This window comes from Paenibacillus sp. Y951 (assembly GCF_056786395.1).
The window spans coordinates 1-23,536 of sequence record NZ_JBXCIY010000032.1; the positions used below are offsets into that span (position 1 = coordinate 1).

General features: G+C 39.0%; 24 protein-coding genes and 1 pseudogene. 8 read left to right on the plus strand and 17 right to left on the minus strand.

Features of this window, described 5'->3' with window-relative positions; translation table 11 throughout:
• Nucleotides 1-396 precede the first annotated feature (396 nt).
• Complete coding sequence (gene glsA / locus AC1TPB_RS23815) at nt 397-1,353, plus strand: glutaminase A (protein WP_482078762.1); 957 nt, start codon at nt 397-399, stop codon at nt 1,351-1,353.
• Nucleotides 1,354-1,433: 80 nt separating this feature from the next.
• Here the strand turns inward: glsA and AC1TPB_RS23820 are convergent, their stop codons facing one another.
• The 3 genes from AC1TPB_RS23820 to AC1TPB_RS23830 all read right to left on the minus strand — a co-directional run bounded on the left by AC1TPB_RS23820 (nt 1,434) and on the right by AC1TPB_RS23830 (nt 6,144).
• The gene (locus AC1TPB_RS23820) at nt 1,434-3,392 is read right to left on the minus strand and encodes an ABC transporter ATP-binding protein (RefSeq protein ID WP_482078763.1); all 1,959 of its coding nucleotides are present in this window, start codon (nt 3,390-3,392) and stop codon (nt 1,434-1,436) included.
• Nucleotides 3,350-5,131 carry an ABC transporter ATP-binding protein gene (locus tag AC1TPB_RS23825; protein ID WP_482078764.1) on the minus strand — a complete coding sequence of 594 codons (1,782 nt, stop codon included), beginning with the start codon at nt 5,129-5,131 and terminating at the stop codon, nt 3,350-3,352. Before AC1TPB_RS23825 ends, AC1TPB_RS23820 begins: the two co-directional genes overlap by 43 nt.
• A gap of 83 nt (nt 5,132-5,214) precedes the next feature.
• Nucleotides 5,215-6,144 carry an ArsR/SmtB family transcription factor gene (locus AC1TPB_RS23830; RefSeq protein ID WP_482078765.1) on the minus strand — a complete coding sequence of 310 codons (930 nt, stop codon included), beginning with the start codon at nt 6,142-6,144 and terminating at the stop codon, nt 5,215-5,217.
• 388 nt (nt 6,145-6,532) lie between these two features.
• On the opposite strand from AC1TPB_RS23830, the pseudogene AC1TPB_RS23835 reads away from it, so the two are divergent.
• Nucleotides 6,533-6,955 (plus strand): annotated as a pseudogene (locus AC1TPB_RS23835) (LLM class flavin-dependent oxidoreductase); the annotation flags it as partial.
• Between the two features lie 124 nt (nt 6,956-7,079).
• Here the strand turns inward: AC1TPB_RS23835 and AC1TPB_RS23840 are convergent.
• Nucleotides 7,080-7,412, minus strand: coding sequence for a hypothetical protein (locus AC1TPB_RS23840; RefSeq protein WP_482078766.1), 333 nt, complete (start codon nt 7,410-7,412; stop codon nt 7,080-7,082).
• A gap of 143 nt (nt 7,413-7,555) precedes the next feature.
• Here AC1TPB_RS23840 and AC1TPB_RS23845 point away from each other — a divergent pair, with 143 nt between their 5' ends.
• Nucleotides 7,556-7,792, plus strand: coding sequence for a DUF6953 family protein (locus tag AC1TPB_RS23845; protein ID WP_482078767.1), 237 nt, complete (start codon nt 7,556-7,558; stop codon nt 7,790-7,792).
• Nucleotides 7,793-7,871: 79 nt separating this feature from the next.
• Here the strand turns inward: AC1TPB_RS23845 and AC1TPB_RS23850 are convergent, their stop codons facing one another.
• Nucleotides 7,872-8,681 carry a phytanoyl-CoA dioxygenase family protein gene (locus AC1TPB_RS23850; RefSeq protein WP_482078768.1) on the minus strand — a complete coding sequence of 270 codons (810 nt, stop codon included), beginning with the start codon at nt 8,679-8,681 and terminating at the stop codon, nt 7,872-7,874.
• Between the two features lie 137 nt (nt 8,682-8,818).
• On the opposite strand from AC1TPB_RS23850, the gene AC1TPB_RS23855 reads away from it, so the two are divergent.
• A complete protein-coding gene (locus AC1TPB_RS23855; RefSeq protein WP_482078769.1) occupies nt 8,819-9,664 on the plus strand; it encodes a helix-turn-helix domain-containing protein in 846 nt (281 codons plus the stop codon).
• A 110-nt stretch (nt 9,665-9,774) separates the two neighbouring features.
• On the opposite strand, the gene AC1TPB_RS23860 is transcribed toward AC1TPB_RS23855, so the two are convergent.
• From AC1TPB_RS23860 to AC1TPB_RS23895, 8 genes are all read right to left on the minus strand, one after another.
• Entirely contained in the window at nt 9,775-10,365 is a 591-nt protein-coding gene (locus AC1TPB_RS23860; protein WP_482078770.1) for a putative periplasmic lipoprotein, read from the minus strand.
• 119 nt (nt 10,366-10,484) lie between these two features.
• Nucleotides 10,485-11,096 carry a glycoside hydrolase family 43 protein gene (locus tag AC1TPB_RS23865; RefSeq protein WP_482078771.1) on the minus strand — a complete coding sequence of 204 codons (612 nt, stop codon included), beginning with the start codon at nt 11,094-11,096 and terminating at the stop codon, nt 10,485-10,487.
• A complete protein-coding gene (locus tag AC1TPB_RS23870) occupies nt 11,057-11,656 on the minus strand; it encodes an MGH1-like glycoside hydrolase domain-containing protein (protein WP_482078784.1) in 600 nt (199 codons plus the stop codon). The genes AC1TPB_RS23865 and AC1TPB_RS23870 overlap by 40 nt, the downstream gene beginning before the upstream one ends.
• 225 nt (nt 11,657-11,881) lie before the next feature.
• Entirely contained in the window at nt 11,882-12,229 is a 348-nt protein-coding gene (locus tag AC1TPB_RS23875; RefSeq protein ID WP_482078772.1) for a hypothetical protein, read from the minus strand.
• Nucleotides 12,204-12,347 (minus strand): hypothetical protein, encoded by a 144-nt coding sequence (locus tag AC1TPB_RS23880; RefSeq protein ID WP_482078773.1) that lies wholly within the window; start codon nt 12,345-12,347, stop codon nt 12,204-12,206. The genes AC1TPB_RS23875 and AC1TPB_RS23880 overlap by 26 nt, the downstream gene beginning before the upstream one ends.
• A 300-nt stretch (nt 12,348-12,647) precedes the next feature.
• Nucleotides 12,648-13,031, minus strand: a complete 384-nt coding sequence (locus tag AC1TPB_RS23885; protein ID WP_482064345.1) for a DUF4183 domain-containing protein — start codon at nt 13,029-13,031, stop codon at nt 12,648-12,650.
• Nucleotides 13,032-13,121: 90 nt separating this feature from the next.
• Complete coding sequence (locus tag AC1TPB_RS23890) at nt 13,122-13,376, minus strand: DUF4183 domain-containing protein (RefSeq protein ID WP_482078774.1); 255 nt, start codon at nt 13,374-13,376, stop codon at nt 13,122-13,124.
• A gap of 472 nt (nt 13,377-13,848) precedes the next feature.
• Nucleotides 13,849-14,460: a hypothetical protein gene (locus tag AC1TPB_RS23895; protein WP_482078775.1), complete on the minus strand. Its 612-nt coding sequence runs from the start codon at nt 14,458-14,460 to the stop codon at nt 13,849-13,851.
• Between the two features lie 304 nt (nt 14,461-14,764).
• Between AC1TPB_RS23895 and AC1TPB_RS23900 the strand changes: the two genes are divergently transcribed.
• Nucleotides 14,765-18,118 carry a choice-of-anchor I family protein gene (locus AC1TPB_RS23900; RefSeq protein ID WP_482078776.1) on the plus strand — a complete coding sequence of 1,118 codons (3,354 nt, stop codon included), beginning with the start codon at nt 14,765-14,767 and terminating at the stop codon, nt 18,116-18,118.
• A 71-nt stretch (nt 18,119-18,189) separates the two neighbouring features.
• Here the strand turns inward: AC1TPB_RS23900 and AC1TPB_RS23905 are convergent, their stop codons facing one another.
• From AC1TPB_RS23905 to AC1TPB_RS23920, 4 genes are all read right to left on the minus strand, one after another.
• Entirely contained in the window at nt 18,190-18,675 is a 486-nt protein-coding gene (locus AC1TPB_RS23905) for a hypothetical protein (RefSeq protein WP_482078777.1), read from the minus strand.
• Entirely contained in the window at nt 18,672-19,256 is a 585-nt protein-coding gene (locus AC1TPB_RS23910) for a hypothetical protein (RefSeq protein ID WP_482078778.1), read from the minus strand. Before AC1TPB_RS23910 ends, AC1TPB_RS23905 begins: the two co-directional genes overlap by 4 nt.
• 106 nt (nt 19,257-19,362) lie before the next feature.
• Nucleotides 19,363-20,262: a DUF4085 family protein gene (locus AC1TPB_RS23915; protein WP_482078779.1), complete on the minus strand. Its 900-nt coding sequence runs from the start codon at nt 20,260-20,262 to the stop codon at nt 19,363-19,365.
• Nucleotides 20,263-20,330: 68 nt separating this feature from the next.
• Complete coding sequence (locus tag AC1TPB_RS23920; RefSeq protein WP_482078780.1) at nt 20,331-20,594, minus strand: YfhJ family protein; 264 nt, start codon at nt 20,592-20,594, stop codon at nt 20,331-20,333.
• A 197-nt stretch (nt 20,595-20,791) separates the two neighbouring features.
• On the opposite strand from AC1TPB_RS23920, the gene AC1TPB_RS23925 reads away from it, so the two are divergent.
• The 3 genes from AC1TPB_RS23925 to istA form a co-directional block, all read left to right on the plus strand.
• Nucleotides 20,792-22,249 (plus strand): SpoVR family protein, encoded by a 1,458-nt coding sequence (locus tag AC1TPB_RS23925; protein WP_482078781.1) that lies wholly within the window; start codon nt 20,792-20,794, stop codon nt 22,247-22,249.
• 125 nt (nt 22,250-22,374) lie between these two features.
• Nucleotides 22,375-22,614: a hypothetical protein gene (locus tag AC1TPB_RS23930; protein WP_482078782.1), complete on the plus strand. Its 240-nt coding sequence runs from the start codon at nt 22,375-22,377 to the stop codon at nt 22,612-22,614.
• An 82-nt stretch (nt 22,615-22,696) separates the two neighbouring features.
• The coding region (istA, locus tag AC1TPB_RS23935; protein WP_482078783.1) for an IS21 family transposase at nt 22,697-23,536 on the plus strand (840 nt) is incomplete at its 3' end.

Here is a 23,536-nt window from a genome sequence, read left to right on the forward strand (position 1 = left end):
AGTGAAGTCTTTTCGATGCACAACGTGCTCGGAAAGATCTTCGTGTTTCGCTTGTTATTAACAATTTCACAAAGGTGAAATTGTTAATGGCAGTTCTTACTCGTTGTTCAGTTTTCAAAGATCAATGTGAAAATATCAAAGCGTTTCTCATTTACTTATGTAAGTGTGACTCGCATTTCGTTTTCGTGTGTGTCTCACAATCTCTTGCGGCGACAAGAAATAATATACCATAGCAGCCTAATAGATTGCAAGCTTTTTTTATAATTACTTTTATTTATTATTATTCCTTCTATTATAATAGTGTATCCATGTTGATTACTAGTAACTACAAAATTACATATAATAAGATCATGCATAGTTCCTTTGGTTACATTTAAAAAGAGAGGGAGATCAACCATGGAAAACTCAACAATACTTCAAGACTTGCTTCCTCATATTGATGTGCATCTACCTCAATGGGTTAAAGCAAGTAAATCATTAGGCCAATTAGGCAAAGTTGCTTCCTACATTCCTGAATTAGCAAAAGGTAATAAAGACGCCCTAGGTATTCATATGCTTGATGCTCATGGCAATGAAGCTAGCGTCGGAGATATCAATACAATTTTCACTTTACAAAGTATTTCAAAAGTATTCACCTTATTGCTTGCCTTAATGGATAACAGTGAAGAGATTGTGTTTCATAAAGTTGGGATGGAGCCCACCGGAGATAGCTTCAACTCCATGTTAAAGCTTGAGCTCGTTCAACCTGGGATTCCATTCAACCCATTAATTAACGCTGGAGCTATTGCGATCTCTTCACTTATTCAAGGCGATTCTCAGCAACATAAGCTTGAACGTGTACTTCAATTTTTCCGTAAATTAACTTGTAATGACTCCCTACAATATAATGAAAATGTGTATCAGTCAGAATTACAATCTGCGGATCTTAATCGCTCCTTGGCTTATTTCTTGAAAGATAATGGCGTGCTTGAACATAGCGTAGATGAGGTGCTTGATATATACTTCCACCACTGCTCGATTGATGTTACTTGCAAAGACCTGTCAAGAATGGCATTAATTCTAGCTTATAATGGTATGGATCCGATTACCGGTGAAGAGATTGTGCCAAAACGTTATGCGCAAATAGCCAAATCATTTATGGTGACATGTGGAATGTATAATGCTTCAGGTCAGTTTGCAATTCAAGTTGGTCTTCCTGCTAAGAGTGGGGTAGCTGGCGGGATACTTACTTTAGTTCAAGGTTCAATTGGTATAGGAGTTATTGGGCCATCACTTAATAGTAAAGGCAACAGCATTTCCGGTGTCGATCTGTTAGGGAAGTTGTCTGCGCATTACGATCTAAGTATGTTCTAAATAGAAAAACGTCGAGTAAGTAGAATTTTTTCTACTTACTCGACGTTCTCTCTTTCACCAACAATAATCAATGCAATCATTTATAAATTTGTCTGAGCCTCCAATATGATCTGCCCCTGTACAAGCTTACTATATAAACCATCTTCACGAAGCAGCTCTTCATGTGAGCCTTGTTGCTGCAGTTGACCATCCTGCAATACAATAATTTTGTTTGCTTGGCGAATCGTATTCAATCGGTGGGCAATAACAAATGATGTCCTCCCCTTCATCAATCGTTCCAATGCTTCTTGTATCTTAATTTCTGTTACCGTATCAATACTGCTCGTTGCTTCATCAAGTACAAGAATAGACGGATTAGCAATCAGCGCTCTTGCGATAGCTATCAATTGCTTCTGCCCCTGACTTATTCCCGCTCCACCTAATTTCAGCTTAGTAGAATAACCATCCTTCAATCTCATAATAAATGAATCGGCATTAGCAAGCTTAGCCGCCTCAATCACTTGATCTGAAGTAGCATCCAATCGACCATAACGAATATTGTCCCGTATCGTCCCTTCAAATAAATACGGTTCTTGCAGTACAAATGCCATATGAGCACGAAGACTTTCACGCTTCATACTAGCAATTGGCCTTCCATCAATAAGTATGCCACCACTACTTGGCTCATAAAATCTGGAAAGTAAAGAGATTAGTGTAGTCTTCCCCGCTCCCGTTGGACCTACAAATGCAACGGTTTCTCCTGGTTGCACAGTAAAGCTAATATTAGAAATCGTATTTCGACCCGCTTCATATTCGAAGCTAACCTTATCAAATGTAACTTTTCCATCTATCTCATCAACAGCTGAAGCTGATTGCTCATCGATATTTTCTTTGGACTCATCAAGGATTTGAAATACACGCTCTGCACCAGCAATAGCTGATAATAGCGTATTCCATTGATTAGCAAGATCGTTCAAAGGTCTTGTGAATTGTCTTGCATACTCTGCAAACATTATGATGATCCCTACCGTTATAGTATCTGTCCATAACGTTAATAATGCCCCTACTCCCACAATTAACGCAAAGCTTAACGAATTGAGACCATTCATTAATTTAGGGATAAATCCAGAAATCACTTGAGCCCAATAACCTGATAATCGAATTTTTTCATTACGCTCCTGAAATTGCGAAATCACTACATTCTCCTGCGAAAATGACTTTATAATTTTTTGTCCTGATAATGTTTCTTCAACAAATCCATTCAATGCACCGAGATTACGTTGCTGCACTCTGAACAAACGACTTGTTCTACCCGATATCCAGCGCATTCCATAGATCATCAACGGAATAACACAGAACGTCAGTAGCATAAGAATTGGACTTAAGAGTAGCATAACGATGGTAATACCAACAAGCATCAGTGTACTCGAACAAATTTGAATAAATGAGCTATTCATAGACGAACTTATATTATCTATATCATTCGTTGCACGACTCATTAGATCACCTTGCTGGCGCTTAGCAAAAAAGGGAATCGGCAGCCGATGAAATTGATGGAATAGATCAAGACGCATCCGATATACTGTTTGTTGTGAGATTTCAATCATCCATATATTTTGCAGCCAATTCACCAATGCTTGTAGTCCGTATACACTCCCCATAATAACGAGAATATAGAGTAAACCATCTTGACGATCTATGATGTAATTATCAATCGTATAACCAACTAGAAAAGGTCCTAATAGTGAGAATGCTGTAGCAAGCACAATCATGATCAATACAGCAATTAACTTCACTCGATAAGTAGCAAGATAACCCCATATTCGGCGTAATGTTGTGACCATCTGATCTGGTTTCTTCACTTTTGTAGGTGCACGACCTGGTGCGCCGCCTAATCCAAATCCTTTCAGCTTTGTATCTTTGGCACCAGAATGATGATCTTCTTCTCTTGCTAGTAATGAGGACGGCAATTCATATTGAAAAGGAATCATTAATTGTTGCTTCCATAATTTCAACTTCATCTTCCAGTTATCAACTGTGCTGAGCTGATGTTCTGACATGCGTCATCCCTCCTATCTATCGATTGAGATTGATAGATCTTCTGATACAGCGATGAGCGAGCTAATAGTTCATCATGCTGCCCTTGCGCGATAAGTTTCCCATCATCAATAATAAGAATCCGCTCGGCCATCGCTGTCGAGCTCATTTTCTGTGTGACGAGAAATACAGTACAGCTTAACTGGCGAATGGCAGCGAGCAGTTTATTTTCAGTTTCGACATCAAGTGCACTTGTACAATCATCTAATAATAAAATTTGCGGCTTTCGAACTAAAGCTCTAGCAATACTCATCCTCTGCTTTTGGCCACCAGACAGATTAACCCCCTTCTGTCCGATAAGTGTATCGTATCCTTGTGGTAATTTAACAATTGTCTCATGGATTTGCGCCATTTTTGCAGCATTAATAACTTCTTCGATCGTAGCATCTCGTTTGCCCCATCTAATATTGTCAGTAACTGTTCCCGTGAAAAGTAGAACCTCCTGCGGTACATAGCCAATATTAGAACGAAGCTGGTGGAGAGAATACGCTGTTATCTGTTGATGATCTACCGTAATCATTCCTTCATTCACCTCATACAACCGTGAAATCAATTGTAGTAAACTAGATTTTCCCGACCCTGTAGACCCCATAATGGCGAGCATCTCACCTTCATTCACTTCAAAAGTAATATTTTGCAATGTTTTAAGCTCAGATTGTGGATATGAAAAATTCACATTAGCAAAATTAATATGCCCTGCGATAGTTTCAATCGGTTGCTTATATAAATCATCTTCATCTGAACGATTATTATCGTTCTCAGCTACTTGAAACACTTCATCAATCCGATGCATCGAAGCCGTAGCACGTGAATTAGTAGTAACGATCATCGAAATCATCGATAATGCACCAGCAATACGCATCGCATAATTGACAATAGCAACGATATCACCGACAGTAACAAGTTTTCCGGCAATGATTTGTTCGCGCGCTACCCATATAACCAGTAAAATGCAAGCGTTAACAACAATAAGTACAATCGGCATTGTAAGCTCAGCTAGACGTAGCGTTGCAATCGTCCGATCTCTCAGTTGCTTATTCTGTTGCTCAAAACGTTCATTTTCATGATCCATTCTTACGAATACACGAATTAAGCGAACACTCATTAAGCTTTGCTGCATAACACGGTTCACATGATCAAGCTTATCCTGCACCAATCGAAACAGTTTATTATTACGTTGCATAACCCAGCCAAGAAATATAGCTAGTATCGGAAAAGCAATGAGTAAATATATTGCAAGGGAAGGATTAATTATAAAGGCCATCAACATACTACCGATAACAAGTAATGGCGCTCGCAGCATAATGCGCATCCCCATAAATACAGCATTTTGCACCTGCGTAACGTCATTGGTCATTCTCGTCATAAGTGAGGCCTCTTGAAAATGACCGAATGTATGAAAGCTCATCTTTTGTACACATTCATAGAGCGACTGCCTCAGATCAAACCCGAAATTTTGACTGACATGGGCAGAATAGAATGAACTAAGAATTCCGACGATAAATGCGAGCAGTGTCGTTCCAAGTAATATGCCACCCCACAGCAACATAGCGTTCATATTGCCAGCAATGATGCCATCATCAATTATTTTCGACATCATAAAAGGCTGCATTACTTCTATCATTAATTCAATTAGCATGATACTAATAGCAATACTAACAAAAAACTTATAGGTACGAAGATGGCTCCTAAATGTACGCATCGTAGTTACTCCTCTCTGAAGTGAATTCGTTCATTATATTTCTAAATGTCTTAAGGTAGAGATATATGAGAACAAAACACTTCTTATTCATAGAAGGTTTTGAATGAAATGTCTCTACTATAATTGCCAAAGCCTTTACCGAACAATGTTAATCCGCCGACATGATCTGCCTCTTCTCGAACACCTAGTGCGAGGCTCCATACATGCCGATCAATGACAATTTCATTAATCGTAATTTGAGATAATTTCTGACCATCTACCCATGTGCCGGCTTCATCCACGCGGATCACTTTCAGCAAGCCATATTGATTGACGGGATCACCCCACCATGAAGGTGAAAATCTTCCACGTTCAGCACCATAGTCACCTGGACTTGTCCATACACCGATGTCTGTACCATTAATTTGGAAGAAGATATCTGATGGCCAATTTTCATTATAGCCAGGTGCTTCCGAGCCTAATTCTAATGTAATCTCAATCGCTGTTATCTTTTGACTCTGTAATAAATAGTTAGGTAATTTGTATTCGAGATAGCCATGACCGAACCATAAAATTCCTGCGTTCATCCGTTCAGGTGTATAGAAGTAACGGGGATCGTCAAATTGACCAATAACACGCTCAGGCGTCGATAAGCCGCAAGTTGGATGTACTTCAAATTCAGTATAATGTCCGATTGGAATAAGTACTTCATGGTAGCGCGTCGAGATTGGTTCGATGGAAGGTAGTTCAATAGTAATATTGGAATGTGCCAATGTACACATCTTATGCGTGCCGCCGTCCTTACGGATCATCTGAGTCGTAACTAAGCCCGCTTTCTCAAGCTTTTTCACATGCATCGTTATAATTGCACTACTAAGCTGCAAGGATGACGCAAGTTGCTTCACATTCATCGATTGATTGGCTAATAGATTGATGATCTCTAGACGAACTTCGCTTGCAAGTGCTTCATATAATGGTAGCCATTTGGCATCGGTATTCGCTTCAATCATTATTCTCACCCTTCTAATACTCACTAATCGATTGCTATATATATCTTGTATAGTAGCTTCTTCTTCCTGTTATTACTCATATGTATGTACTATCTACACATTACCGTTAACAGCTCAACTTGTAAATAGTATAGACGAAGCGCTTAATAAGTACCTTTGTGAAGCTAAACACAAAAATCATACTATTGAGAACTTCCATCCTAAATTTAATAGAGCAAGCCTCAAAATAAGTGTTGACATTTTTTTGCTTATGAGTTTAAAATATGCTCAACGAATATAATAAGATTCAACCAGTCCACTGGAGAATCACAATAACTCTACCTTACGCAAAGGAGATGATGTTGTGATTTTTTTTAAGAATAAACCCGAGTTTTCTTATTGGATAAGTTAAATATAGAAAAGGGGTTGTTCGATGAATTTATTTTGGTTTATCCCAACTTATGGAGACCGCAGATATATTGGCTCTAAGGTCGGAGCTCGTCACACATCCATTGAATATTACAAGCAAATCGCTGTCGCAGCAGACCGTCTTGGATATGAAGGTGTACTATTACCAACAGGAAGAGCGTTTTAAGATGCATGGATCACCGCATCTTTTCTAGCAGAAGCCACGCAAAACTTGAAGTTTCTTGTGGCGCTACGTCCTGGTATTATTTCTCCAACCTTTGCAGCAAGAATGGCCGCCTCATTCGACCGCCATTCCAAAGGAAGATTGTTGATTAATGTAGTCGCAGGCGGAGATTTGGCTGAACTAGAAGCCGATGGTTTATCTTTGGAACATGATCAACGTTATGAATTGACCGATGAATTCCTTACGGTATGGCGTGGTCTGTTACTTCGTTGAAGGTATAATTTGCATAGAAAAAACCGCCATTCTTTGAGCGATTCTGCTCCTATAATTGCGGTTTTTCTATGTAGAAGTAAATACTCTATCTCAACTTATAGTGAATATTGTTCACTTATTCCACGCTTTCGCTAGTTTCACTCGTTGAGACGCTAGCTGAACTTGTAGCATTTCCGCCACCTGCAAATTCTGCTTTTGCTGACTCTGATATTACAACCGAATCTCCATCTGCATTAGTAGCTGCTTGCTCGGCTTCTATTTTTTGACGTTCTTTTTCTAATTGAGACAAATTTGAAAATTGTACTTTCAATTGCTTATCAGCTTCAGCATCCTGTAAGTTTCTTAACAACTCTCGTTTAACTGCTGACGATGCACTGCTCCCTTTAATTTGAAGTAATTTGTGTATGGTGCTAGAACCTTCTATTGCACTACCAGATTGAATATTCATTGGATACCTCCATTATCTCTTCTTTTCAATATATATCGGTTATTACCAAAAGTTATTGAAGTAAGTTTATTACAACTTAAACGATAAAATCACATTATTACTGCTATACTATTGAAGTAGCCAAATAGAATGGAGTCATTGTAATGGAAACTAAAGTTCAAGAAATAGCAGAATGGATGTTACACGAGGTTAAAGAAGTCGGCACATTGCATCAAGAAATGGCCGTGACTTATATTGCCGAAAACTACGGAGAACAATATTTGTATATTAATGAAAATGGAAATCAATCGATTGATAAAGCAGTTAAGAAGCTATTCAAGAAAATGCATGGCGGACGCGCAGCTTGGGATCGCGATGGATTCTTTTGGGCTTGGACATAAGAGATCCTAGGAAAAAACCTTCATCCATATTTATGGATTGAAGGTTTTTTTATTGGAAGTCATATTATTAGAATCAATACTAATGTGGGTAAGCCATATCAATCTCCACGCCGCATGGACCGCCATCAGCATTAACCTCTAAGTCAACTTCAGTACCATCTCCTCTGAACAGCGGGCGGTAATGATCGTTAATATGAGTAGCCGATGAATTCGCATAGTGGCATATAAATGCTCTGCGAAATTGATCCTTCGTCTTATTACGATACGAGCCGTGAATCAGATTTCCATTAAAGAACAACACATCGCCTTTATCCATAATTGCTGGAATCACCTTCTGCTCCTTCGGTGGCTTAATATAATGGGTAGTAAATGATTCACTTGCGTCAGCTAGTTCTGGACATGATAGCTCATAATCCCCTGTCTTTGGTACCACCAATAACCCGCCATTTTCTTCAGTCGCAGCATCAATTGCCGTCCATGCCGCAATACAGTTGCCTGGTTCTACTTGCAAATAGAAGTTATCTTGGTGAAGTGCCTGTCCTCGTGAACCCGGAGGTTTATAATAAAACATACTTTGTGCCGCTAAAGCTTCTTCACCATAGAGATCAGCTAATACTTGCAAGACTGGCTTATGCAGCATATATCTCTTTGCAGTTACGTTATAACGGTGCGGATGCATTACCCGAGGATATCGCTTCAATGGATCTTTCTCAGTTTCATCAAGAACCGGTTCAAAATATCCAGCAACAGTTGTATGACTTATTTCCTCGAATGTATGCTCAATCTCTTGTAGATCGTCCTTTGAAAATAATCCTTTTACAATCAAATAGCCTTCGCTTTCAAAACTAGTGATTTCCTCTTCCGTCAATCTCATCAATTGTCGATTCATTATCGATCACAGCTCCTCTATCACTTTTGCTAGCTTCTTGACATTAGATTACACTTTTTCGTATGTTAGAGGAAGTAAGATTACTGCTGAAAAGTATCGGGATTCTGCTATCGTCGATTTAAGGAAGGGGAGTGCCCATGTCTATTAAAAACCGTCCGACTACCAATAACGAGCTGCCTTATTCAACGATCATTAGTGGTCACTTTGATGAGGGCGATACGTATTGCACACGTAGGCAACATGGTAGATCCGATTGGCTCATCGTCTATACCGTAAGTGGCGAGGGCTACTTTCGTACACCTGCTGGAGAAAAGCACTGTAGCGTTGGAGAAATTTCCCTGCTGCGAGCCGAAGTTCCTCATGAGTACGGTACTGTACAAGGCCAGCATTGGAATTTCATTTGGGCACACTTTCCCAAACTATCGGAAATCGATTATTTACCCACCCATGAAGTACTTATTCATACTTTGCCCGACGGCTACTTACGAGAGAGAATCTATCATATTTTTTTGAATCTGCTTCACGATTCGCGAAATCGTTTTAGTTTATGGAACACACTTTGTGAAAATTCCTTGCGAGAAATCATTCTATTAATCGCTCAGCGACTGACGAAACAGCTCGATTCAAGAATTGAGCACACTCTTCAGCTGCTTTCTCACTCAATGAAGGAGCAGGTCAGAATTGATCATTTGGCTGCTGCAGTTAACTTATCCCCTTCGCGACTATCACATTTGTTCAAGCAAGAAATGGGAATATCTATATTGGAGCACCTTAATCAGATGCGTCTCAAGCAAGCTTCTCTTTTGATCGAGCATATGGGTAGAACCGCTACAGAAGCATCACTTGAAGTTGGATTTAACAACTACAACCACTTTGCCTCCCTCTTCCATAAAGCGCATGGCGTTAGTCCAAGAGAATTTATACAAAACACCAAAATTTTGAAAAAGAAAAAAAACCCTCTGCTTCCGTTTGATTCCCATTGACAACGGATGCTATGAAAAACACCTTCAATCCACATGTTGTGAGTTGAAGGTGTTACTATGAGAAAATTCCATGTGTATTGCTTCAAGAATCTTACAGTAGATTCACTCATTTACTGCACCTCATCAGAACTAACTATGAACGATATTGACGTATTGAAACCATAGAAATCATATGGAGGTTCTAATTCCTGTCCATGTATTCTAAAACTTGCACCAGCAGATATCGTATACTCGCCTTGTGGAAACTGATTATCTTGCAGATCATCAACAAAAGCGATATAGTCAGCATCTTCGTCTGAAGAATAACCACCACTAAAGGAGTATTGATATTGGATAGGCTCGTTACGCTTTAAGAGAGTTACGACATACGGTTCCGCCATTGCCCCTTCAAGATCAAGATCTCTCGTATGCTCCATTATACTAAAGTCCACAGGGTACATCGAGTGCCCAATCTCTACTTCCTCTAGCTCTCCAACATAAGTGAGCTCCGCATAGACATCGATGAGCTCATTTACTGCATACTGCGTTTTTTTCGTATAAATTGCGAGTTCAAAATCGCCTTCGGTCACTTTTTTCTCAAGCACTAGCTCATCCTTAGTGAGCACTGACGATGCAGCTGGATTGGTTGTATTCTGCTGTCCAGTTTCACCGCAAGCTGTAAGCAATAACGAGAAAATAACTATAATAATAAGCTTTTTCATACAAGTAACGCCCCTCTCTTTTTAACTTAGTTAATTAATTAGACGAGGGACGTTCAATATAAGTTGCTGAAATTTATCTTACAGTACATGTTCAAAAAGCGGGCTTTTTGAACTACCTCTTACAATGAAATAGGTATGAATTTAGCTCGCTCATTGGGCGACTTATTAGGTCCATGCAAAGCAAGCATCGTTACACCCTCGAATGTTTGGAAGATCATACCGTGACCACCATCCTCGGAGTAGATAGGCTCTGGTTGATGTGTCCATGGACCTGTTACTTTACCTGATAGGGACTTTGCTAATCCTTGAGCATATTTCTGATCGATAAAGCTCGCCCATATCATACATAGCTCTCCCGCTTCATTGTTGAATAGATAAGGACCATCCGTCACATAGTTTTGTGCAAACTGTACACGTTCATGCTTAAAGGAGGTTGGCCACTGGGCTTCAGATGCTCTAAAAAGAAGTTGTGGCTCCGATACAGCTTTGCTTAAATCATCATTTAATTGAATGATACAAACCTCTCCATCCCCTACTTGCTGCCATTCATGACAAAAAACCATCCATGGAATTCCATTGTTATCTACATATAAGGAACCATCGAGGCAGCACCATTCCTGTGGTGTTGCGACACCATCACTATGAAGTTGGAAGGGACCATATAGAGAATCACTCTTAAGCACTGCAGTACCTAACAATTCATTGTCACGTCTTCGGAATGTCGCGAACATATAGAAAGCACCATTATATTTATATACTTCAGGCGCAACAATACATCGGATTGCACTCGCACAAATTGACCTTGTCGATCAACATCATAGAAGAAATCATCAACAGCATCATAGCAATGTGCAAATAATGCTTGCCTTGTCTGCTCAGCCTTCACTTTCCATGCGGCGGCTGCTTCTTCATTCCTCCCTAGCTCTTCCGCTATTTTTGCTAAATACTTACGCTGACAATAAACATTCGTTGTAAGATCAGGCGCCAAAAATGGAAGGATTGGTGAATGTGGATTACATTTCGTAGCATCGTTCTGATGCGGTGTATCCGCTACATGCCAAAATCTTGGAGATAAATCATGCCCAGTATCAAAGGCACTAAACGCTTCGATACATCCTGTTTGTCTAGTGTTCCGATAGGTCATTAACCAATCGTCGTACTTAACCATTGCATCATACATTGTTAATAGGAAACCTTCGGAAGTTTCATTCAGTCCATAATGATGCCATACACAACGAGCAAGAGGAGTAACAAGCTGAATTTGTCTGTAGCTTGGACCATCTTTCGTAATTTTTTACGGAAGCATACCATCTTCTCTTTGAAAGGTAGCAAAACCTAAGTATGTCTCTTCTGCTACCTCTGGTAAATACCTAGAAAGTAGTTCATTGTTAATTGTTCCTGTGCTTTCAAGCCAGCGCCCATAGTAGATGCCTCCCTCATGCAGAATCGGCTTTTCTGTAAGCGTTGGCTCAATACAAGCAAGTAAACTAGCGACAGCATGCTCATATACGCTACTCTACTTAGTTGATTGTGCTGCGAAAAACACATTGCTCCCTTGCTTCCACTGTTCAAGCAATTGCTTATTTCCCCCCTCATGGACGACATCAATTTGCGTTGTAATATCTATTTCTAGAAGTCGCTTCCGTAGCTCATACATCCTTTTCCCTCCAATGATTAAATGCACCAAGCAAAGCATCGTAGCTGATGCTTTGCTTGTAACCATTAGATTTTTGGACATATGTACGTTCGGATTTGCTACTGCTTCTTCCGGTGTAACTACGCCACCTTTCGCTGCAAGATCTGCCCAATAGTTAAACCATTGTAAAGCCATATCTTGGTCAAAACCAATTGCTTGTTCCGTCATGTGTATAGCTGCTAATAATTGTTTTGGATGAATTGAATAGGATAAGTGCCATTACGCTAAAAGAAACAACGATAAGGAAAATAAAGGTTACCATTAGTTTGAATTCTAATGATTTCATAGTTACGTTCTCCTTATATCTATATAAGTCTTATTACTTTACGTTACCATATAGTAAAGCGTTTGCAATCAGGTGCAGGTGATTTGGTAATGTTGTTGAGAAACTTGTTAATAGATTCACTTTGTCTATGTTCTTTGCATTTATAATGGATTTTCCAACGATCTATGTATACAAAAAGCAATCAATACACTACCAACGGTAATGTACCGAATGCTTTTTGTGAATGTGAAATGATGATACATTAAGTTAAATAACGGAGTATACAATGATTAGCCTGCTAAAACAGCATAGATTACTCAATTAAGATGTAACCGTTGTAGTAGAAGAAGGAGTAAAGTTTACGACTTCCAACACAATAGGTGAACCAATAATAATAGAATCTACACCTGCAGGTACAGTAATTTCAAGTGATCCAACAGTTGTAGCACCCGGAACATAAGTCGAAATATTTTGCATTTGTAGCACACCGTTAATATATACATTAAACATACTATTATCTGTTGCTAAAACAGGGAGTTCTGTTGCGACTGCACCAGAATCATCAAAAAAATCAGCAGTGTCGATTGTTAATGTCGTTCCCGCAGCAATTTCACTAGTTGTTACATAGAAAAACTTTTCTAAGTTTGGATCTGTTGCTATTGTTGTCGTTGCTGTAATTGCTAGCTTCATAAGTTGTAATGCCATATACAAAACCTCCTCTCAAAATAATGTGTTTCTAGCATTATACTATTCGAGTTATTGTAAAGTGATAGGGCAAATCTTCTCGCTTTTCACCTATTTATAGTTTAGCTTCGCAGTAAATCCAACTAATTCTAAAATAATAGGAGTCCCACTTACTATTGTTTGCTCCGTTGCCATAAATTTGACCGCATTTGTATTTATGTGATACATTTTCCCCTCCTGCAAAACACCATTAACATGTAAATTAAAATATCCTTCTTTGCCGAAGTTAGAAAACTTGTTAATAGGTTCACCACTGTCATCTACAAACTGATGCGATAGAATAACTAATCCTTCTAATAAGTTCATATCCTGAGGGGCAACAAAAAAGTATCTTTTGACAATGGGTCTTATACTAATTTTAAGATTTCTTTTGGGGCATCTTGCTTTTCTCCTTTTAACCTTGCATGTAACTCTGTATGCTAGTTTTTTCTTACAGCTTCTTATATATCTGTTTTCTCTCTTCTTTGTACATCCTTTTTTTCGATGCTTCCAACAGCGACATCTTGTTTTACATTTTTGTTTGCAATATATGTTTATAACAATTTGACTCATTCTGACCACCTCGCCGATAAAGATTCATAGAATAGTTTATGATCAATTAGTAGTCGATGTATTGGACAATCGCCGTATTATAATCACATATTAAATAAAAGGCTATCTTTATAAATTTTCCTATACTGGATTCAAACATTTGATGATCGTACTTCCAGTTAGCAAAGGGGAATACTTAGCATTCGGAGCAGCAGCCTATTTATGTTTTGAATTTATTTGCGCATCATTACTCTACTACTTTAAAGCTAGTAGACACTTTCATCTCATACTCTTCCTTTTGATCACTTGTGACGTCAGTAAAGTTCGCATTAGCCGTAATGACATATTCCCCTTTTGGGTAATGACCAGCAGCTAATTGATTATAGAGCTCCATATACTCTTCAGTGGAATCACCGAGAGAAAAACCTGAAAATTTGTACTTCTGTTGAAAAACAGTTCCGTGCTTTAAGAGCGTACTAAGTAACGGTTGGTCCATAACATAACCAAAACCGATATTGCTATTCTGCTCATGTAGACTAATTCCTATCGGTGAAGCAGCATGAGTAATCGTTATTTCTGATTGTTGACCCACATACTCTATCTCCGCGTAAAGTTCAACTTTTTCTCCCACAATATATTCATCTTTTATAGATATCATTCGAAGAACAAAATCATTGGTTTGAACTGAATTATTCCCAGGAGTAATTGACTCAGCTTTAACCTCACTAGAATTATTATCAAATGTATTGGAAAACTTCTGGAATTTTGAAGAATTCTCGTTACTACCGCCAGATATTGAGCATGAAGTAATTAGGCAAAGAATGCATACGTTAATAGATAAATTAAGCCATTTATTCATTTAAACCTTCCTTTCAAGTAGAATCGGATCTACTGTTCTAATCACCATAACGATGGTCTCTCGAAGAATGTTGCAATGTATAGTCCTTCATTCTGGATAACTTTGGTTCCACTCGGAAATTGTAATATTAGACTAGCCTACTCTATCAGTTTACAAGACATTCATATTACGTTAATGGTTACATGACATTTATTAGTTACAATTGCTATCATATCTAGTCCACACTAGCTTATGCTTTCGATGCACCTTTTCATTTTCGAGAATTCCCGCTTTAAATCAACGAAAAATTTTAAGGAGGATTTAAATGAATTTCAAACGGACTTTTCTTGTAACTGCTTTATCTGCGAGCCTCGTTATTCCACAGCTTACTCCATCCATCCAAGCGGCCAGCACAAATGTTGTATCAGGCTTAACTAGCTATGCTGGGCAAGGAAGCCTACAACCTGAACTGATCGCACGTTATACAAGTGGCGCTGGGCTAGATGAGGGCGGTACTGAAATTGTCGCATATGACAAACTAGGCAAGAAATTATTTTCCGTGAATGGGGCAGAAAAAGCACTAGATATTATTAGTCTTTCTACATTAACTAAAGATAGTGACTTCAAAAATTTGAGTCTTACGAAACGTGTAGCATTGGAGGACATTGCTAGCGAAAAGCTAAACTTAAATGATCTAACTAGTGTAGCTATTAGTCCCAATAGCAACTATATCGCAATTTCAGCACCTGCTGAGCCAAAAACAGATAATGGCTATATTCTCTTCTTAGATACGAATGGTGAATATATATCTCATGTTCAGGTTGGTGCTCTTCCTGATATGGTGACCTTTACTCCTGATGGTAAATATGTTCTGGTTGCCAATGAAGGTGAGCCTAATGACGATTATACGATCGACCCTGCAGGTGGAATTAGCATCATCGATCTGCAAAATGGACCTCAATCCCTTTCCTCCGATTCTGTAACAACAGTCGGCTTTGACAATGTAAATGCAAATGGAATTCGTATCGGCAAGCCCGGTGTTAGCTTTGCACTGGACGCAGAACCAGAATATATTACTGTAGCTGAGGATAGCTCGAAAGCTTACATAACACTTCAAGAAAATAACGCTATCGCGACATTAGATATAGCTTCAAAAACAATTACCTCTGTGAAAAGCCTTGGTCATGTTGACTATTCCGCTGCTGGTCAAGCACTTGATGCTTCCGATAAGGATAATACAACCGAACTCAAAAACTGGCCAGTGCTTGGAACATTTATGCCAGATGCTATTAGTCTTTATAACGCAAACGGTAAAACCTACTTATTAACAGCTAATGAAGGCGATTCAAGGGATTACGCGGGTTACTCAGAAGAGGTTAGAATAGCTGACCTTGCTGATAAATTAGCTTTGAAGGCTGATAACTATGCTGGCTATACACAAGCAGAGTTAGATGCTCTTCTTCCTACTTTAACGGAAGATGACGCACTTGGTCGCTTAAAAACATCGACGTCTCTAGGTATTAATGAGGCTGGTCAATACGAAGCGCTCTATGCGTATGGTACACGCTCCTTCTCTGTATGGGATGCAGATACGATCGAGCTTGTGTATGATAGTGCGGATTCCTTTGAGCGTATTACGAAGCTAGCCGTTCCGAACTCATTTAATACGGATAGTACAGAAAATAAGGCTGATTCCCGCTCCGATGATAAGGGTGTTGAACCAGAGTCGATTATTACTGGTAAAGTTGGCGATAAAACTTATGCCTTCGTTGGTTTAGAACGTATGAGTGGCATTATGGCTTATGATCTTGCTAATCCAGAAGAGCCATTATTCGATATGTTTTTCTCATCTCGTAATTTTGCTGCATCTGGTGAAGCAGCCGAGGGAGATTTAGCACCTGAAGGAATGAGCTTTGTAGCTGCAGAGAATAGCCCAACAGGTCAAGCTTTACTCATTGTCGCACATGAAGTTAGTGGTACGATTGCTGTATATGAGCTTACTCCATCAGAGCAAACACGTATTCAAGTCATTCATACCAACGATATTCATTCCCGCGTTTATGAGGATGGTGGAATGGGTTATGCGAAGGTTGCGGCTATTGTAGACGCTTATCGTAAACTAAATCCAAATACTATTGTACTTGATGGTGGTGATACCCTTCATGGGCAAACCTACTCCACTCTAGTGGAAGGCTCCAGCATCATTGATATTATGAATGAAATTGGCTATACAGCTATGACTAGTGGAAATCACGACTACAATTATGGTTTCGATCGTCTAGTAGAGCTAACTGATTCCGCCGAATATCCGATTCTAGCTGCAAATGTGAAAAATGCTGATGGCTCTTATGTGCTTGAACCTTACGTCATAAAAGAAATTAATAATCTAAAAGTAGGAATTTTCGGATTAGCAACACCAGAGACGTTATACAAAACTCATCCTAATAATGTAGAAGGCTTAAGTTTTATTTCACCGGTACAAGCTTCTAAGGAAATGGTAGCTGAGCTAGAGAATAAAACAGATATTATTATTGCACTTGCTCATTTGGGAACAGATGGCTCGACCCTTGATGAAAACCGCTCCGATTATATTTTAACGCAGGTGGACGGTATCGATCTATTCGTTGATGGACATAGCCATCAGGTTGTCTCCCGCGTTATTAATGACACATTACTTGTACAAGACGGCGAGTATGCTGAACAAGTTGGTATCGTAACGCTTGTTCTCGAGGATGGTAAAATTGTAGATAAAACCTCTCAATTTATTACTGCTCAAGATGCTGCAACTATGGCTGCTAACAAAGAGGTAGAAAAACTTATTGAAAAAACCTCAAATGGTCAAAAGGCTCTTCTCGATCAAGTGATCGGTCAATCCTCTGTCAAATTAGAAGGTGAACGCGAGGTTGTCCGTACAGGAGAATCTAACCTTGGTAATCTAATTGCAGATGCAATGCTTGATGTAACGGGAGCTGATGTTTCCTTAACGAATGGTGGCGGCATTCGCGCTTCGATTGATGCTGGTGAAATTACCAAAGGTGAAGTCATTACCGTCCTTCCTTTCGGCAACTATATCGTGACGATCGAGGTAACAGGTGCAGAGCTATTAGCAGCACTTGAAGTTGGCGCGACTGGCTATCCTTCCGCTCATGGTGCTTTTGCACATGTAGGTGGCGTTTCGTATAAGATTGATGATACGAAGGAAGCGGGACAGCGAGTGCATAGCGTGAAGGTTAACGATGCAGCACTTAAACTAGATCAAACCTATCTGCTTGCAACAAATGACTTTATCGCAGCAGGTGGAGATCAGTACTCGATGTTCGTTGATAATAAAATTATTAATAACGCTGCAGCTTTAGATGAAGCGCTAATCTCTTACATTCAAAAGCTTGGAAACATTAATACAGTAACAGAAGGTCGTATTATTGCGGAGAAGAAATCTACATCAGGTCAGACTAGCTCAACTGAGAACAATAATGCCGGAACGAAAAAACCTTCTAAACCGCAAGACAATCAAGCAACTAATACTACCGTTGATACTTATATCGTTCAAACAAACGATAACTTAACTAAAATTGCTAAACGCTACAACACGACTTGGCAGGAGCTGCAAAAATTGAATAAGCTGAAAAATGCTAACCTAATCTATCCAGGACAAGAGTTGATCGTTCCGGTGAAATAAATGTAGTAGGATGTTTCATTCATTTTCATTAACACACTGTTGTTACAACAATAAGACTCCTCAAGTTCTTGTTATCCTTGAGGAGTCTTTCTGTTATCAGTCTTTTCTTCCTTACTTTTTGAAAATTTTCTAAGCAAGAGATCTACTCCGCCGTATAGAGATGCAGCCACACCAAACAAAATAATAGAAGTATTTACATTTAAGCCATATCTATTAACGGAATAATTGTCAAAATCTCCATATAGTAAATGAAAGATCCATACTCCACTAGCCCCACCTGCAAAAGTGTATATCATAATTTTCACGATATTTGAACGTACAAGCCAATTGAGTAGTACGGTTAATGGGAAAAATGAAATTGGGTAAATAATAGAAATCCCGATAAATTCCAGGAAAATAATAACAAAACCTAAATTACTTAGTCCATAATATTGGCTAGTCGTAATTTTATTGCCTTCAATCAGCTCTAGCCCAAATATAGCTAGCGTGAATAGTAAACAAAAAACTATCCATAGCAATATATAATGCTTCAGAAATCTCATAGTAGATTCACTCATTTTTGTACCTCATCTGGACTAACTATGAACGATATTGACGTATTGAAGCGATATGGAGGTTCTAATTCCTGCTCATGTACTTTGAAATCAGCATAAGTAGTTATCGTATACTCTCCTTGTGGAAGCTGTTCGTCTTTCATATCTTTAACAAAAGCGATATAGTCAGCATCATCATCTGAAGAATAACCTCCACTAAAGGTATATTTATATTGGATTGGCTCGTTTCGCTTTAGTAGAGTTACGACATACGGCTGGTCCATTGCCCCACTTATATCAAGCTCCCTCGTATGCTCCATTATACTGAATCCTACAGGATACATTGCATGACCAATTTCTACTTCTTCTAGTTCTCCAACATAAGTAAGCTTTGCATATACATCGAGGGACTCATTCACTTCATACTGTATTTTTTTCGTATAGATAGCGAGTTCATAATCGCCCTCGATTATTGTTTTCTCAAACACCAGCTCTTCCTTAGTAAGGACTGACGATGTAGCTGGATTGAGTTTATTCTGCTGCCCTGCTCCACTGCAGGCTGAAAGCAAAAATGTAAAAATAACTATCATCACAAGCTTTTTCATAAAGAAACACCCCTCTCTTTTTAACTTAATAAAATAGACGAGGGGTGTGCTTTATAGGTTGCATACACTGTTATTGAATTTCACTGTAATCACTAGTCATTTTAAGTTACACTTGAACCTTCTCCACTTTCTCAATCAAAATATCCTCGCATTGTACGATGAGCTCAGAAAGCGAACCTCCATGGAAAAGTATATGTACCTCGTAGCCATTGGACGTTGAGTAGATTTCATCATATGTCCAGCTTGCTCCAACTATATTAGGTTCCTCTCTAATAACCTTAGCATTAACAAAGGTAACCATATTATAATCCGTAAATCCACCACTTGGATCAAGATGAATGATATAGTTCTTGTTTTCACTTTGTTCCCGATGTAATACTTTACAATCGTGAAAATTAAATTTGTTGTTTATAGATTCAGGGATCACTTGAAGCCTTCTTACTTTATGTAACTCATCCATCATCCGTTTGGTGTGCTTTTGATTTTCCATGCTGAATTTCTTTATGACAGCATAAATTTCAGAGGTACAATACCCTAATGCGAATAATCTAATATCGCTTATTCGATGTAATATCTCGCTTGGTAATCGCTCCTTCACATGAAGAATCTGAATTTCTATCCGCTCACGAAAACTTTGCTTACAGCGTTCACTATCAAATGGAGGTCTACAATCATATTCTTCTATTAACGTAGTAAGGTGTCTAAGCTCCTCCTCTGTCCTCTGGATAACGACAGTTTTAACTTTTGAAAGCACCTCTGCACTAAGGATTTGCTCTAAAGGAATCAGATTTTCCCCAAAAATTCCCCTTGGATCCACATTATATACTTCACGCTCCTGCTTAATAAAGGCTTGCTCTTTCCTTTTGTATAAGCGATCATATATATTTTCAGAATCTGCTCCAGGATGTACCCTTAATCCATAATGTAATCCAGTTAATTGACACTTCTCATACCATTCTTTAGTTAAATACTTTATCCCCTTACCTCCCCTAAAGAAACTTATCAATCACTGTATATTAAAATTCTTAATTGTTTTGCCCATTTTCTAGATCTTCCTCAATGACTTTTATTAGATTATTCACTTTTAGGTTCACTTAACAAATCTGCATACTTCGCATTTTTCGCAATAAATAGATGTAGCTTATCTCCGTAGCTAGTAATTAGCTGACGTACAAGATTCTCAGTGTAGTCTGCTCCTTGAAATTTGTAACCAGCTTTGGCAGAGGTTGCTTCATAATCACTCCATAATAGCTCTACCCATAGCATTGCTTTATCCTCTGGTAGCTCCGGATTTTTCTCCATTAATAGTTCTGTTAATCGTTTTATATTGTCCTGCATATTATAATAATCTCCTTCAAATAATGTTTAAGTTTATCGCCATTCATAAAATATAATCATACCAATACTGTCATCATTCTGCAATTAGTTCATGTTCAGAACTCCAAACTTTACTGCTCAATCTCATATCTCTCCGGGCTAACTCATACACTAACTATAAGTAGTTATTCATTCGGTAGTTTCAAGGAGGAGCGTACATGACGTCAGATGATATGAAGCAGCTTGAACGTGCTATTGCAGAAATTACAGAGGTCGCCAAAGGATTTGGGTTAGACTTCTATGAGATGAGATATGAAGTTTGTCCAGCAGATATAATTTATACCTTCGGTGCTTATGGTATGCCAACCCGCTTCAATCATTGGAGCTTCGGAAAATCCTTTCACAAAATGAAGACACAATATGATTTTGGACTAAGTAAAATCTATGAGCTCGTCATTAACTCCAATCCCTGCTATGCCTTTCTGCTTGACGGAAATTCTCTAATTCAAAATAAATTAATTGTCGCTCACGTCCTTGCCCACTGTGATTTTTTCAAAAACAATATTCGGTTCAGTGTAACCAATCGTGAAATGGTCGAGAGTATGTCTGCAACAGCTGATCGGATTCATCAATACGAGAAAATTTATGGCGTGGATACTGTCGAGAAATTTATCGACTCAATACTCGCCATTCAAGAGCATGTTGATCCAACTATTATTAAGCCATACCAGCTAGACAAAAAACGCTATATTGAAATGGCGATGAAGGAGCAAGAAAAGCAGAGTGCACTAACTACCCCTTACTCCTCACCGTATCAGGAGCTATGGGATTTGGACGTTGAAGCGAAAGCAAGAGATCAAGCGAAACGCGAAACTGCACTACAGGATGCGAAGCGGTTCCCTCCTCGCGCTGAAAAGGACTTGATCTGGTTCATCGAGGAATATTCGCCCATTTTAGACGATTGGCAGCGCGATATATTAACGATGCTACGCGATGAGATGCTATACTTTTGGCCACAGATCGAGACGAAGATCATGAACGAAGGCTGGGCTTCCTATTGGCATCAACGCATCATTCGCGAGATGGATCTCACTAGTGAAGAAACGATTGAATTTGCCAAACTCAATTCATCTGTTGTGATTCCTTCGAAAAACAGTCTTAATCCATACTACTTAGGCTTGAAAATATTTGAGGACATAGAAAAACGTTGGGATAATCCGACTGAAGAAGAGCAGCGTCGCTTCGGGCGCACACCAGGCAAGGGGCGCGAGAAGATTTTCGAGGTTCGGGAACTCGATTCAGATCAATCTTTCTTACGTAATTACTTAACGAAGAATTTAGTCGATGAGCTTGATCTATATATTTTCGAAAAAAAAGGGCCAGAGTGGAAGATTACTGATAAGTCTTGGGAGCATATTCGTGATCAACTCGTATTCTCTAAGGTCAATGGTGGATTCCCTAGTCTTCATGTCGTCGACGGTGATTATAACAGCAATGGCGAGCTTTATCTCGAGCATCAATACGAGGGCAATGAGCTTGATCTGAAGTATGTAGAGCGTACGCTGCCGCATGTGCAAAGCTTGTGGGGTAGAAACGTTCATCTTCAAACGGTCGTTGAAAGTAAGAATATGGTGTTTAGTTGCGTCAATGGTAAGACGACTAGAAAATTTTTGTAAGGGAATGAAAACAAGCGTAACGATTAATAAATCAACATAGTAACGAACTTATAGAGCTCGCTGAACAACATCGAGTCAAAATAATAGGGGATACGAAGGATAATATACACAACCTAATAATACAAGTGAATGAAAATCGTGAATTACAGCAAAAGGTAGAACTTACGCTCCGTGATCTGTTTCCCAATAACAAGTCGCTAATTATTAAACTCGACATTAAAGATCAGCTTACATTTATCCAAGTGCTGAAAAATTATCCAAGCAAGCTACAAGCTGAATACATCAAACAGCAGAATCAACTAAACAATATAAGCGAAGCATATCACTGTACGAAGCCGATGACTGTAAGCTTGTATAAATGCTAGTCTAAATATGTACAGAATTGCTTGAATAATAATGTACAGTTTTGACGATGTGCTACATACTTGTCTCAAGGGAGAGATGAGTATGTACATGACGTTGGATGTTCAAACGGAATTTGAGATTCGTAGTTTACTAGACTTACCTAAATTCAAATCATTAATGGAGAATCTTAAAATGAAAATCAATAGAAGTCAGTTAGCTAGAGAGTTAGACGTAGATCCTCGTACCATCCAGAAGTATCTCGATGGATTTACAAAGAAAACAACGAAAGATAAAGGATCTAAGATCGATGAGTATTACGAGATCATTGCCGCTTTGCTTTCTGAAGACAGCAAGCAAGTCTTCTATTACAAGCGTGTGTTATGGCAATATCTGAAGGATAATCATGGGTTGGATTGCTCTTCCTCTGCTTTTAGAGCGTACATTGCTCGTAAGCCAACGTTTGAAGCTTACTTCAAACAAGGACATCGCCTTCCGTCACCACAAGGAGCCATTCGTTTCGAGACGGCACCAGGCGTACAAGCTGAACTCTATTGGAAAGAAAGCATTCGCTTTGAAACTCGCGAGGGTGAAAAAGTAGAGATCAATGTTGCCGTGTTGCTGCTATCCTATTCACGTTTTCGCTTCTACCATATGAGCATTACGAAGTCACAAGCCGTGTTGATGTCATTCTTAACCGAGGCCTTTGAAAACCTTGGCGGCGTGCCTCATGAGCTCTTAACCGACAACATGAAAACGGTAATGGATGAAGCAAGAACGGAACAATCTGCTGGGAAAGTTAACGCGAAGTTCAATCAAATCGCTACCGACTTTGGATGTAAAGTGAAGCCCTGTGTAGCCGGTCGCCCACGGACAAAAGGAAAGGTAGAAGCACAGATGAAACTACTCGATGAGATCCATGCGTACCAAGGAAAATTAAGCTTG